15 protein-coding genes are annotated in these 13,090 nt (G+C 61.3%); 10 read left to right on the forward strand and 5 right to left on the reverse strand.

Translation table 11 applies throughout. From position 1 onward, the window contains the following. Positions 1–7: 7 nt before the first annotated feature. Positions 8–232: a hypothetical protein gene (locus ACS3QZ_RS09815; RefSeq protein WP_456037669.1), complete on the reverse strand. Its 225-nt coding sequence runs from the start codon at positions 230–232 to the stop codon at positions 8–10. A 101-nt stretch (positions 233–333) separates the two neighbouring features. Between ACS3QZ_RS09815 and ACS3QZ_RS09820 the strand changes: the two genes are divergently transcribed. Further along, positions 334–1,230 (forward strand): LysR family transcriptional regulator, encoded by an 897-nt coding sequence (locus ACS3QZ_RS09820; RefSeq protein ID WP_456037670.1) that lies wholly within the window; start codon positions 334–336, stop codon positions 1,228–1,230. Here the strand turns inward: ACS3QZ_RS09820 and ACS3QZ_RS09825 are convergent. After that, complete coding sequence (locus ACS3QZ_RS09825; RefSeq protein ID WP_456037671.1) at positions 1,172–2,392, reverse strand: MFS transporter; 1,221 nt, start codon at positions 2,390–2,392, stop codon at positions 1,172–1,174. The genes ACS3QZ_RS09820 and ACS3QZ_RS09825 overlap by 59 nt on opposite strands. A gap of 130 nt (positions 2,393–2,522) precedes the next feature. Beyond that, the gene (locus ACS3QZ_RS09830) at positions 2,523–3,665 is read right to left on the reverse strand and encodes a trans-sulfuration enzyme family protein (protein ID WP_456037672.1); all 1,143 of its coding nucleotides are present in this window, start codon (positions 3,663–3,665) and stop codon (positions 2,523–2,525) included. Between the two features lie 95 nt (positions 3,666–3,760). Between ACS3QZ_RS09830 and ACS3QZ_RS09835 the strand changes: the two genes are divergently transcribed. Both ACS3QZ_RS09835 and ACS3QZ_RS09840 read left to right on the forward strand, forming a co-directional pair. Continuing rightward, entirely contained in the window at positions 3,761–4,309 is a 549-nt protein-coding gene (locus ACS3QZ_RS09835) for a pseudouridine synthase (protein WP_456037673.1), read from the forward strand. A 105-nt stretch (positions 4,310–4,414) separates the two neighbouring features. Beyond that, a complete protein-coding gene (locus ACS3QZ_RS09840) occupies positions 4,415–5,224 on the forward strand; it encodes a division plane positioning ATPase MipZ (protein ID WP_456037674.1) in 810 nt (269 codons plus the stop codon). Between the two features lie 9 nt (positions 5,225–5,233). Here ACS3QZ_RS09840 and ACS3QZ_RS09845 read toward each other — a convergent pair whose 3' ends face one another. Next, positions 5,234–5,680 (reverse strand): MarR family winged helix-turn-helix transcriptional regulator, encoded by a 447-nt coding sequence (locus ACS3QZ_RS09845; RefSeq protein ID WP_456037675.1) that lies wholly within the window; start codon positions 5,678–5,680, stop codon positions 5,234–5,236. Positions 5,681–5,757: 77 nt separating this feature from the next. Here ACS3QZ_RS09845 and hmgA point away from each other — a divergent pair, with 77 nt between their 5' ends. The 7 genes from hmgA to maiA all read left to right on the forward strand — a co-directional run bounded on the left by hmgA (position 5,758) and on the right by maiA (position 12,609). After that, a complete protein-coding gene (hmgA, locus tag ACS3QZ_RS09850) occupies positions 5,758–7,119 on the forward strand; it encodes a homogentisate 1,2-dioxygenase (RefSeq protein WP_456037676.1) in 1,362 nt (453 codons plus the stop codon). A 13-nt stretch (positions 7,120–7,132) separates the two neighbouring features. After that, the gene (fahA, locus tag ACS3QZ_RS09855; RefSeq protein ID WP_456037677.1) at positions 7,133–8,392 is read left to right on the forward strand and encodes a fumarylacetoacetase; all 1,260 of its coding nucleotides are present in this window, start codon (positions 7,133–7,135) and stop codon (positions 8,390–8,392) included. Positions 8,393–8,403: 11 nt separating this feature from the next. Beyond that, positions 8,404–9,354, forward strand: coding sequence for an MBL fold metallo-hydrolase (locus ACS3QZ_RS09860; protein ID WP_456037678.1), 951 nt, complete (start codon positions 8,404–8,406; stop codon positions 9,352–9,354). Positions 9,355–9,520: 166 nt separating this feature from the next. Then, on the forward strand, positions 9,521–11,134 hold the full coding sequence (locus ACS3QZ_RS09865; RefSeq protein ID WP_456037679.1) for an FAD-dependent oxidoreductase: 1,614 nt from the start codon (positions 9,521–9,523) through the stop codon (positions 11,132–11,134). Between the two features lie 5 nt (positions 11,135–11,139). After that, positions 11,140–11,337 (forward strand): DUF2783 domain-containing protein, encoded by a 198-nt coding sequence (locus ACS3QZ_RS09870; RefSeq protein ID WP_093090614.1) that lies wholly within the window; start codon positions 11,140–11,142, stop codon positions 11,335–11,337. A 5-nt stretch (positions 11,338–11,342) separates the two neighbouring features. After that, entirely contained in the window at positions 11,343–11,888 is a 546-nt protein-coding gene (locus ACS3QZ_RS09875) for a VOC family protein (protein WP_456037680.1), read from the forward strand. A 79-nt stretch (positions 11,889–11,967) separates the two neighbouring features. Continuing rightward, positions 11,968–12,609, forward strand: a complete 642-nt coding sequence (gene maiA, locus ACS3QZ_RS09880; RefSeq protein ID WP_456037681.1) for a maleylacetoacetate isomerase — start codon at positions 11,968–11,970, stop codon at positions 12,607–12,609. Positions 12,610–12,611: 2 nt separating this feature from the next. Here maiA and hpaR read toward each other — a convergent pair whose 3' ends face one another. Next, positions 12,612–13,052 (reverse strand): homoprotocatechuate degradation operon regulator HpaR, encoded by a 441-nt coding sequence (hpaR, locus tag ACS3QZ_RS09885; protein WP_456037682.1) that lies wholly within the window; start codon positions 13,050–13,052, stop codon positions 12,612–12,614. Positions 13,053–13,090 lie beyond the last annotated feature (38 nt).

Here is a 13,090-nt window from a genome sequence, read left to right on the forward strand (position 1 = left end):
GCACCTTTCAAACAATGGGCTTGGGCTGCGCGCTCTCCTGCGCCGAGTCGTTGCGCATCAGCGCGATCACCCTTCTCAGGACAGTGCGCACTGCACTGCGACGCGCCACCCTTCGCACCAAAGCCAATTCTCGCGCGGCCTCATCGGCCCGCCGATCATGGCTGAACCGAAGCCGACCGGCTGAATCGAATGCTGAAACATGAAACAACATCTTTTCGTCCTGAATGAGCATGGTATTTCTCCCACAATCACAACTTTCAAGTGTATATTGAATGAAAATGCGGTAGATTCCGAACCAGCATTTCTGAAACCCTGTAAGCTGAACTTTCATCCATGGCCATTGACTGGACCAAACTCCCATCGCTTACGGCCTTGCGTGCTTTTGATGCCACCGTTCAGTCCGGCAGCTTCAGCGCTGCGGCAAGGTCGCTCAATGTCACCCACGCCGCCGTCGCCCAGCAGGTCAAAGCGTTGGAGACGCATCTGGGCCTGCCCTTGCTCCTTCGCTCCCCACGCGGCATCACGCCAACCCCGGAAGGCCAGCGTCTGGCCCAAAGCCTTCAGTCGGGCTTCACCGCGATAAACGACGGCGTCCTGTCCGCGATGGAACAGGGCGGACAGCAACCCGTCCGTGTCACCACGACGGCCTATTTCGCCGAATCCGTCATTTTCCCGCGCATCGCCGATTTCTGGCTGGAACACCCTGATACAGAGATCGCATTCACCCCCACGGACCGGGCGGTCGATCTCGTCGCAGAGGGCTTTGATCTCGCCGTGCGGGCGGGCGAAGGCGGCTGGCCGGATCTTGACGCACGTCGCCTCCTGCAAAGTCCAACCCTTGCCTTGGCGTCGCCAAGGCTCGTGGATGACCCGGCAATCAACTGGCAAGACATACCGTGGCTCATCCCGCATGAAGACACCTGGGAGCGCGACGTGCTCCGGCAATCGGGCATCGACCCGGCGCAAATACGCACCATCGACGTCGGCAACCCGGCCCTCGAAATCCGCGCGGCGGAACAGGGCATGGGCCTGTTGCTTGAATCTCAGGTCGACGTGGCGCGTCAGCTGGATCAGGGATCGCTAAAAGTCGCGCCGATACAAATCCAGCACGTCTCGTCATACTTCATCGTGACGCCACCGTGGCCACCGCGCAGGAACGTTCAGACATTCATCAAGTGGCTACTGCGCGCAATTTCGGAGGACGCCCCCGCATCAGGATCACGATCATGATCGCGATATTGAGGAAGTTCCACGCGATCCCGTTGAGGAACGCCCATTCGTAATTGCCGCTCATGTCGTAGATCCAGCCCGACATCCACCCGCCCAGCGCCATGCCCATGATCGTCGCCATCATCACGAACCCAACCCGGGCACCAGCCTCCTTGGCGGGCATGTATTCCCGCACGACAATGGCATAGGCAGGCACGATGCCGCCCTGCGACAGGCCAAAGACAAGGCTGACGAGATAAAGCGGCACCAACCCGTCAAACGGCAGGAACAGGAACAGCGCCGCGCATTGCAAGGCGGACCCGATCAACAGGGTCAGCACCCCGCCCAACCGATCCGCGAGCGCCCCCGACACCAGCCGCGATACCACACCGCCCAACAGCATCAGCGACAGCATTTCCGCACCCACTGCAGGCCCATAGCCAAGGTCGACACAGAAGGACACGATATGGACCTGTGGCATCGACATCGCCACGCAACACCCGATCCCGGCAATCCCGAGCATCCATTGCAGCACCACCGGACGGAACGGCACCCGCCCCTGCCTTGCGGTCGCCGCCATGGCCTGCGCCGTCATCGCCTCCATTGGCACCCGACGCCTGAGCAACATCGACAGCGGCACCACCACCGCCAGCGTCAGCACGGCCAGCACCGCGAACACCACGCGCCAGCCATAGCCGCTGAGCACCCCGCTCAGGACCATCGGCCAAAGCGCCCCCGACAGGTAATTGCCGCTCGCCGCAATCGCCACCGCGATGCCACGCCGCTTCTGGAACCAAAGCGAAATGTCGGCAATCAACGGACCGAAACTCGCCGCCGTGCCAAACCCCAGAAAGAAATGCGCCAGCGACAGCAAAAGCACGGTCGGACTGAGCGCGGCTGCAGCAAAGCTCACCGCAATAAGACCCGCCGCACCCGACAGCGCAAGCGTGATCCCCCAGCGGTCCACAGCCCGACCAATCCCGAAATTGCCCAACGCAAAACCGATCATCGTGAGCGTGTACGGCAAGGAGGCATCGGCCCGGTCAATCCCGAATTCGGCCTGCACCGCCGGCATCACCACGATCACCGCCCACATCCCGACGTTGCCCACCAAGGCAATGGCCAGCGTCACCAGAAGGCGGGTCCAGCTATAGCGGCTGTCAAGGATATCGGTGTCAGTCATCAAATCACGCTAGGTCGCCAAAGGTTTCGCTGCAATAGGCCCATTATCCCGGCATAGGCGTGGGCCGCGCCGCCATTACCGACGCGATACCGACACAATACCGACGTGATACCGCTGCCCGTTTTGGCACCTATTGCCCCAGCGCCTGCCCCAGATCCGCGATTAGATCGTCGGACTTTTCCGTCCCCACCGAAATCCGCAAAAGGGTTTCGGGAATGCCGGTATGCGGTTCTATCGTATGGCGGTGTTCCACAAGGCTCTCGACCCCGCCAAGCGATGTGGCCCGGTGAAACAGCCCCAGGCGCCCCGCCACTTTCAACGCCGTTTCCCGATCGCCTTTCACGAGAAATGACATAAGGAATCCAAAACCTTGCGGCATCTGTCGCTTGGCAAGATCATGCCCCGGATGGCTCTCCAGCCCCGGATACCAGACCGCCTCGACGCCCGGATGATCCTCCAGGAACCGCGCCACTTTCATCGCGTTTTCGCACATCCGCTCAACCCGCAAAGGCAGCGTCCGCATGCCCCGCAGCAACAGCCACGCCTCAAACGGCCCCATCACCGCCCCCGCACTGGCCCGGTCATTGGCTATCTCATCCCAAACCGCGCCCGGCTCGCGCGCCACCAGCACACCACCCAGCACATCCGAATGCCCGTTGATCACCTTAGTTGTCGAATGCATCACCACATCCGCGCCCAATTTCAAGGGGTTGGTCAGGATCGGCGACCCTGCCGTGCTGTCCACCGCCAGAAGCGCGCCACAGCTCCGCGCCGCATCCTTGGCAGCGGCAATGTCCACGATCTTCAGCCACGGGTTCGACGGCGTTTCGATCCACACCAGATGCGCCGGCCCCTCGGCACAAGCCGCCGTCAAAGCGACCGCATCACTGGCGTCCACCTCATCCATAACCACCTGACGGCGCTCACAGAATTCGCGGATCCATTTGGTCGTACCCCAGTAGATCCCCGACTGCACAATCACCCGTCCCCCGGTTGGCACGGTGCGAAACAGCGCCGCGATTGCCGCCATGCCCGAAGGAAACAGCAGCGCGGCATCGCCCCCCTCCAACTGGGTCAAAACCGCTTCGGCCTGCCGCACCGCGTCATTATGGTCGCGCGCATAGGTGTTGGCCGGGTTGAGCGGCGCATAATCCGCATCGCGCACAAATGTCGTTGAGGGCTGGATCGGCGGCACCACCCCGCCACTGGCCAGATCAATCGCGCCGCCCGCCTGAGCCAGCAACGTGTCGGGGTGCATCTCTTTGGGGTCCATCACGCGCTCCTTCCATTATCGCCCCATCTGCAGCCACATGCGGCGAACATGCAAGCCCCCTCGCGCCGCGCTCTTTCAGATGCTAGGGAAACGCCATGGCCCGTACGATCCTCTTTAACAAACCCTATGATGTCCTTTCGCAATTCACCGACAAGGGCACCGAAGGCAGCCCGCGCCCGACCCTGTCGACCTTCATCGACGTACCCGGCGTCTATCCCGCCGGGCGGCTGGACCGGGACAGCGAAGGGTTGATGGTTCTGACCGATGACGGCCAGTTGCAAGCGCGCATCTCGAACCCGCGCCACAAGATGTCCAAGACCTACTGGGTACAGGTCGAGGGCCTGCCCGACGCCGCCGCACTGGAAGCGCTGCGCCGGGGCGTCGACCTCAAGGATGGCCGCACCAAACCCGCCGAAGCCCGCCGCATCGACGAACCGGAGGGGCTCTGGCCCCGCACGCCCCCGGTGCGCTTTCGCAAATCCGTACCGGATTGCTGGATCGAGCTCACCATCCGCGAAGGGCGCAACCGGCAGGTCCGCCGCATGACCGCCGCCGTCGGCCATCCCACCTTGCGCCTGATCCGCGCGCGGATCGGTCACTGGACACTGGATGGGCTGCAGCCGGGCAAATGGCGGGACGCCTAAACGGCAGACTGGCCACTTTTCCTGTGGATAAACACAACATATAGTGGACAGGAACGGGGCCGCGCCGTATTCCGGCGCGAAACACGAACCGGCAGGGACAGGCACATGGCACATATTATCGTGGTCGGTAACGAAAAGGGCGGCGCGGGCAAATCCACGCTGTCTATGCACATCGCCACTGCTTTGACCCGCATGGGCCACAAGGTCGGCGGGCTCGACCTTGACCTGCGCCAGAAAAGCTTTGGACGCTACGTCGACAACCGTCGCAAGTTCATGGAGCAATCCGGCCTCGATCTGCCCGGCCCTTCATATCAGGAATTGCCCGAGATCGACCCGGCGACGCTCAAACCCGGCGAAAATATCTATGATCACCGCCTGTCGGCTGCCGTAGCCGCGCTTGAGCCGGGCAATGACTTCATCCTGATCGACTGTCCCGGATCTCACACCCGTCTGTCACAGGTCGCGCATTCTCTCGCCGACACGCTGGTCACGCCCTTGAATGACAGCTTTGTCGATTTCGACCTTCTGGCCCATATCGACGGCGACGGCGAAAAAATCCTTGGCCCCTCGGTCTATTCCGAAATGGTCTGGAACGCCCGCCAGCTGCGTGCCCAGGCAGGCCTGAAGCCGATCGACTGGATCGTGATGCGCAACCGCATGGGCGCACAACAGATGGTCAACAAGGAAAAGATGGGCCGTGCGCTGGATCGTTTGGCCAAGCGCATCGGCTTCCGCGTTGCCCCCGGTTTCAACGAACGCGTCATCTTTCGCGAGCTGTTCCCGCGCGGTCTGACCCTGCTAGATCTGCGCGATATCGGGGTCAAGCAACTCAACATCTCGAACGTTGCCGCCCGTCAGGAATTGCGCGACCTGATCAAGGCACTGAACCTTCCGGGTGTGTCGGTCGACTTCTGATCGGGCGAATCACTCCGATGATTCCAGCCCCGCCAGCCGCTTGAGCATCATCCGCAAAAGGGCCACCTCGCCACTGGTGAACTGCGCGCGCAGCTTGGCATCATACTCCTCTGCCACCGCCCTCAGATCGCGATAAGCGGTGTCCCCGGCGGGCGTGAGTTTGAGCTTTTCCACCCGCCGATCCTCGTCGCTGCGCGCCCGCACGACAAAGCGCCGCTCAACCAGTTTTTGCACTGCGCGACTGATTTTTGTCTTGTGAATCCGTGCCTTGGTGCAAATGTCGGTGGCGGTCATCTCACCATAGGTGCCCAAGTGGAACAGCACCCGCCATTCCGTGCGCAACATTCCATAGCGGTTCTTGTATACTCGCTGAAACGCAAGGCTGCTTTCCTCCGCCGCCTGGTTGAGCAGATAGGGCGTAAAGTCCTGCAGCGAAAAATCATCTTTTTGTGGCATGAGGTCCATCCTCCTGCTTGTTAGTTACAAAAACAACTATTACCAAAGCAACCAAATTCGAAACAGGAGCGCGCGAAATGACTAAACATACTGTTCCGACCCGCATGCAGATGGCCCCGTCCCTGCCCGGCCCGCACGAAGGCTACATGCCGGGTTTTGGCAATGACTATGAAACCGAGGCCCTGCCCGGTGCCCTGCCGCAGGGCATGAACTCTCCGCAGAAATGCAACTACGGGCTTTACGGCGAACAGCTTTCGGGCACCGCCTTCACCGCCCCCAGCCACCAGAACGAACGCACGTGGTGCTATCGCATCCGTCCGTCCGTCAAGCATTCGCACCGCTATGAAAAGATCGACGTGCCGTTCTGGAAGTCGGCCCCCAATGTTGATCCCGATGTCACCAGCCTCGGCCAGTATCGCTGGGATCCGGTGCCGCACTCAGGCGAGAATCTGACATGGGTCACGGGCATGCGCACCATGACGACAGCCGGTGACGTCAACACGCAGGTCGGCATGGCCTCCCATATCTACCTCGTGACCGAATCCATGGTGGACGACTATTTCTTCTCCGCCGATTCCGAACTGCTGGTCGTTCCGCAAGAGGGCGTGCTGCGCTTCTCGACCGAACTGGGCATCATCGACCTTGAGCCTAAGGAAATCGCCATCATACCGCGCGGGCTGTTGTATCGCGTCGAAGTGCTGGAAGGCCCGGCCCGCGGCTTTGTCTGCGAAAACTATGGTCAGAAGTTCGAACTGCCGGGCCGCGGCCCGATCGGCGCCAACTGCATGGCCAACCCGCGCGACTTCAAGGCGCCCGTGGCGGCCTATGAAGACCGCGAGGTTGCCTCGACCGTCACCGTCAAATGGTGCGGCCAGTTCCACAAGACCGAAATCGGCCAGTCGCCGCTCGACGTGGTCGCATGGCACGGCAACTACGCGCCGATGAAATACGACCTTCGCACCTATTGCCCGGTCGGCGCGATCCTGTTCGACCATCCCGACCCGTCGATCTTTACCGTGCTCACCGCCCCCTCAGGCCAGCCCGGCACCGCCAATATCGACTTCGTCCTATTCCGCGAACGCTGGATGGTCGCCGAAGACACCTTCCGCCCGCCATGGTATCACAAGAACATCATGTCCGAGCTGATGGGCAACATCTATGGCCAGTACGACGCCAAACCGCAGGGCTTCGTTCCCGGCGGCATGAGCCTGCACAACATGATGCTCCCCCACGGACCGGACAAGAACGCCTTTGAGGGCGCCTCGAATGCCGACCTCACTGCCGAAAAGCTGGACAACACCATGTCCTTCATGTTCGAAACCCGCTTCCCGCAGCATCTGACCACATTTGCCGCAGATGAAGCCCCGCTTCAGGACGATTACATTGATTGCTGGTCCGACATCGAAAAGAAATTCGATGGCACCTCGGGCAAGAAATAAGGAACACGACACGATGCCATTGATGAAAAGCTGGGTGGCTTCGGCCAATGACGCCTACCACCCCTTCCCGCTCAACAACCTGCCCTACGGTGTCTTTTCGACCGCCGGGACCGAAGAACGCTGCGGCGTCGCCATTGGGGACATGATCCTCGACATGGCCGCCGCAGAAGAGGCCGGGCTGGTCACGATGTCCGAGATCCCGGTCTTTGACGTGCCGTACTGGAACGACCTGATGGACATGGGCTCCGAAGCATGGGCCGCCCTGCGCGCCCGCCTGACCGAGCTTCTGGCCGAAGGCAGCGCCGAGCAGTCCGCAGTTGAGCCGCTGCTCGTGCCGATGGCGGACGCGACCCTGCACATGCCCTTTGCGGTCAGCGAATACACCGATTTCTACGCCGGTCGTCAGCACGCCGCCAACATGGGCGCCATCCTGCGCGGTTCGCCCGACCTGCCCGCCAATTGGCTGCACATCCCGATCGGCTATAACGGTCGCGCCTCGTCGGTGGTGATCTCCGGCACCCCGATCCACCGCCCCAATGGTCAGCGCAAGGCCCCCGACGCCGAGATGCCCAGCTTTGGCCCCTCGATGCGTCTCGATATCGAACTCGAAATGGGCGCCATCGTCGGCACCGCGTCCGAATTCGGCCAGCCAATCACCGTGGATCAGGCCGACGACATGATCTTTGGCTATGTGCTGCTGAACGACTGGTCCGCGCGCGACATCCAGGGCTGGGAATACCAGCCGCTTGGCCCGTTCCAGGGCAAGGCCTTCGGCACCTCGATCTCGCCTTGGATCGTGACGGCCGCCGCGCTGGAAGACTTCCGCGCACCGACGCCGGAACGCGAAAAAGCGCTGTTGCCCTATCTCGACAGCACCAGGGATGGTCTCTTTGACATCGACCTCGAAGTGCTGATGCAGCCCGAAGGGGCAGAGACAGCTTCGGTCGTGGCCAAGACCAACTACAACCGCATGTATTATTCGGCTGCCGAGCAACTTTGCCATCACGCCATTGGCGGTTGTGGCATGAATGTCGGCGACCTCCTTGGGTCGGGCACGATCTCTGGCCCCAACAAGGGCGAATACGGCTCTCTGATGGAGGTCAGCTGGGCAGGTCGCGAACCCTTCACCCTCGACACCGGCGAAACCCGCAGCTTCATCGAAGACGGTGACACCCTGACCCTGCGCGGCAATGCGCGCGGCGAGGGCTACACCATCGGTTTTGGCGACTGCACCGGAAAAATCCTGCCCGCCGTGGCATGGCCCGCAAAATAAGGAAGATCCCAATGGCAAAAGCATTCGCGTCCCAAGGGGACATGACCGAAAAGAAAATCACCTTTGATGAGATCGGCGAAGGCCTCTACGCCTTCACCGCCGAAGGCGATCCCAACTCGGGCGTCATCATCGGCGATGACAGCGTGATGATCGTCGAGGCACAGGCCACCCCGCGTCTGGCCAACAAGGTGATCGACTGTGTGCGCACCGTCACCGACAAGCCGATCACGCATGTGGTTCTGACCCACTATCACGCCGTGCGCGTTCTGGGGGCCTCGGCCTTTAACGCCCAGCAAGTGATCATGTCCAACACCGCCTACAACATGGTTCTGGAACGCGGTCAGGAAGACTGGGACAGCGAATTCCAACGCTTCCCGCGTCTGTTCGAAGGCCACGAGTCGATCCCCGGTCTGACCTTCCCGACCACCACCTTTACGGACGAAATGACCGTGTTCCTCGGCAAACGTCGCGTGAACATCAAGCAGATCGGTCGCGCCCACACCGCCGGTGACGCCGTGATCCATGTGCCCGACCAGAACGTCATGTTCACCGGTGACATCGTCGAAGACCACTCGGCCTGCTATTGCGGCGACGGTCACTTTGCCGATTGGGGCAACACGCTCGATAACATCAAAGCCTATGACGTCGACGCCATCGCGCCGGGTCGTGGCGGCGCACTGGTCGGCAAGGAAGCCGTGAACCGCGCCATCGAAAGCACCCGCGACTTCGTTCAGAGCACCTATCTGCCCGCAGCCCGTGTGGCGGCGCGCGGTGGCTCGCTGAAAGAAGCCTGGGACGCCGTGCGCGCAGAATGCGATCCGAAATTCGCCGACTACGCGATCTACGAGCACTGCCTGCCCTTCAACGTGGCCCGCGCCTATGACGAAGCCCGCGGCATCGCGCATCCCCGCATCTGGACCGCCCAGCGCGATCTGGAAATGTGGGAGGCCCTTCAGGGCTAAACCGACCGTTCCTCCCCCTCTTCGGGCGGAGGAGCCCACCCCGCAAAACACGATTTGATCCAGATCGTGTGACGATTTTGGGGAACATGAGACACTAAATGCAATCGCCCCGGCGCAGCCCCGCGCCGGAGCTCGGGAGAGATTTGCCCATCATCGGGAGGAGACCATGAACAAAATCTTCGAAATTCCGCTCTACGCTTACGAGCGCAGCCCGGATCAGGACGCCCAGACGCCGGTTCGGCGCAAGGTCGTCATCATCGGCGCCGGCCCCATCGGTCTTGGCGCGGCCATCGACCTCGCCCAGCAGGGCGTCGAAGTTGTCATCCTTGACGACAACGACAAGGTCAGCTTCGGCAGCCGCGCGGTGTGTTACGCCAAGCGTCCGCTGGAAATACTTGATCGTCTGGGCTGTGGTCAGCCGATGGTCGACAAGGGTGTAGAATGGAACATCGGCAAAGTCTTCTTCGACGACCGCCAGGTCTATGACTTCAACCTGCTGCCCGAAGACGGCCACCAGCGCCCCGCCTTCATCAACCTTCAGCAATACTACTTTGAAGAATACCTCGTGAACCGCGTCCGCGAATTGCAGGCCGCTGGCGCACCGATCGAAATCCGCGGCCGCAACAAGGTCGAGGCGATCGGCACCCATGACGATCACGTCACCCTCGAAGTGGACACGCCCGAAGGCGCCTACACGCTCGAAGCCGAATGGCTGATCGCTTGCGACGGCGCCAATTCACCGGCCCGCCGCATGCTGGGGCTCGACTTCGTCGGCCGAGTGTTCGAGGACAACTTCCTGATTGCCGACGTGATCATGGAGGCCGAATTCCCGACCGAACGCTGGTTCTGGTTCGATCCGCCCTTCAACAAGGGCCAGTCGGCTCTGCTGCACAAACAGCCCGACAATGTCTGGCGCATCGACCTGCAACTGGGCTGGGACATCGACAAGGAACGCGAAAAGCGCCCCGAGAACGTGATCCCGCGTCTCAAGCAGATGCTGGGCGATGACGTCGAATTCGAACTCGAATGGGTGTCGATCTACACCTTCCAGTGCCGCCGCATGGAACAGTTCCGCCATGGCCGTGTGCTCTTTGCCGGGGATGCCGCGCACCAGGTCTCGCCCTTCGGCGCCCGTGGCGCAAACTCGGGCCTTCAGGACACCGACAACCTGTGCTGGAAGCTCAAGCTGGTCATGGACGGCAAGGCGCCCGAGTCGCTCCTCGACAGCTACGACATGGAGCGCATCCACGGCGCGGATGAGAACATTCTCAATTCCTCGCGCTCGACCGATTTCATCACGCCCAAGTCCGACATGAGCCGGACGCTGAGAGATGCCGTTCTGGACCTCTCCGAGCATTATTCCTTTGCCCGTCCGCTGGTGAACTCGGGTCGACTTTCGGTGCCCTGCACCTATGACGGCTCACCGCTCAATTCGGCTGACGCACTGCTTGACGGCCCGGCCCGGACCCGGCCCGGCTCGCCCTGCCCGGATGCGCCGCTGGGGGATGATTTCCTGCTTCCCAAGCTGGGCGACAAGTTCATCCTGCTCACCATTGATGCCGATGCCCCCGACAGCTTCGAGGAAGACGGGGTCGAAGTCACCCGGCTGGCCCTCTCGGTCAAGGATGACGCCTCGCTCGAACTCAAGCGCCGCTACCTTGGCGAAAATGACAGCGCCGTCTACCTGATACGCCCGGATCAGCACGTCGCCGCCCGTCGCGCCAGCTTTGACGAAGCCCAGTTCCGCACCGCGCTGCGCCGCGCAACCGGCAAGGAGTAACAGACATGTCCGATCAACTGACACTGACCCCCAACATCGATGGCGCGGATGATTTCTACGCCGAACTGCTGGCCGCCCACGAGGGCCTTGCGAAAGACCAGAGCGATGCGCTCAACGCACGCCTTGTTCTCGTGCTCGCCAACCACATCGGCAACCGCGCCGTTCTCTCGCAGGCGCTCGAAGCCGCCGCACTGAAGGAGTAACCCCCATGAAAATCGAACAAATCCACCACGTCGCCTATCGCTGCAAAGACGCCAAGGAAACCGTCGAGTGGTATGGCAAGATGCTCAACATGGACTTCATCCTCGCCATTGCCGAGGATCACGTCCCGTCGACCCACGAACCCGATCCCTACATGCACCTGTTCCTTGATGCCGGGAATGGCAACGTTCTGGCCTTCTTCGAACTGCCGACCAAGCCGGAAATGGGCCGCGATCCCAACACCCCGATCTGGGTGCAGCACATCGCCTTCAAGGTGAAAGACCGCGATACCCTGATCGAGTTCAAGGAGCATCTCGAAGCCAACGGTGTCGAGGTTCTGGGTGTGACCGACCACTCGATCTTCCACTCGATCTATTTCTTCGATCCCAACGGCCACCGCGTCGAACTGGCCTGCCCCGATCCCGAAGAAGAAGCCATGCTCAAGCGTATGGACGAAGTGAAGTGGGACATGCTCAACGAATGGTCCGTGACCAAGAAGGCGCCCAAACACGCTGATTGGCTGCACGCCAAGGAACTGAACAAAGACATTTAACAACGCAATCAAAATCGCGTAAACAAGAGACAACCGGCCCCAATCGGGCCGGTTGTTGCATACTCAGGGGACAGCCTTCATGACCGACACCATTCTCTTTGACTACTGGCGCTCCTCTGCCAGCTACCGCCTGCGCATCGCGCTCAACCTTGCGGGCATCGACTATACGGCCATTCCAGTCGACCTAGTCAAAGGCGAACACAAGACGCCCGACCATGTCGCCCGTAATCCGCAGGGCCTGGTTCCGGTGCTGGACATCGACGGTCATCGCTTTACCCAGTCGCTGGCCATCCTCGATTACCTTAACGAAACCCGCAATCTGGGCCTTCTACCCAAGGAACCAGCCGAGGCCGCGCAGGTCCGCGCCCTCGCCCATTCGGTCGCCGTGGACGTGCATCCAGTCTGCAACGTATCCGTTGCCGGGTTTGCGGCCGGGTACATTTCAGATGACAAGATGACCGGCATGACCACGTGGATGCAGCGCTTTATCCCACCCGGTCTCGCCGCCTTCGAAGCGCTGCTCGAAGGCTTTGAGCAGGCCCCTTACTGCACTGGCGACACGCCGTCGCTGGCCGACATCTGCCTGATGCCGCAGCTCTACAATGCCCGCCGCTGGAACGCTGATTTCTCAGGGTGTGAGCGGATCAAATCCGTTGAAGCGGCCTGTGCTGCGCATCCCGCCTTTGCAGCGGCGCATCCTGACGAAGTGAACCCCGGCTGATCTCAGAGATCGAGCTGGTTCAGATCATCCAACAGGGCCAACAGGCCCTGGTACTTCTCGTCACCCAGTTCTTCGCGCAACCGCGCCATCTGGCGCTGACTCGCGGGCATGTTCTGCGCAATCAGCGCATGGCCTGCCTCGGTCACCGTGATCACCTGACGGCGACGGTCATTGTCATCGCGCGTGCGCGTGACAAGGCCCTTCTCTTCCAGCTTCTGCAGGATCCGGGTCAGGCTTGGCAGCAACAGAACCGCACGCTCGGCAATTGAGGTCGGGTCCAGCGGCCCTTCTTCCATCAAGACACGCAAAACGCGCCATTGTTGTTCGGTCACACCGGCATCGGCCAGCATATTGCGGATCGGCCCCATCACCTTTTCCCGCGCCCGAAGCAAGGCAATGGGCAGAGATTGAGAAGTGGCCGGAATATTTGTCTCGACAGTCATGAAAACTACATGCACCCAAGGGCGAAAAAAGGCAAATT

The sequence above is a fragment of the Shimia sp. W99 genome (assembly GCF_053851455.3).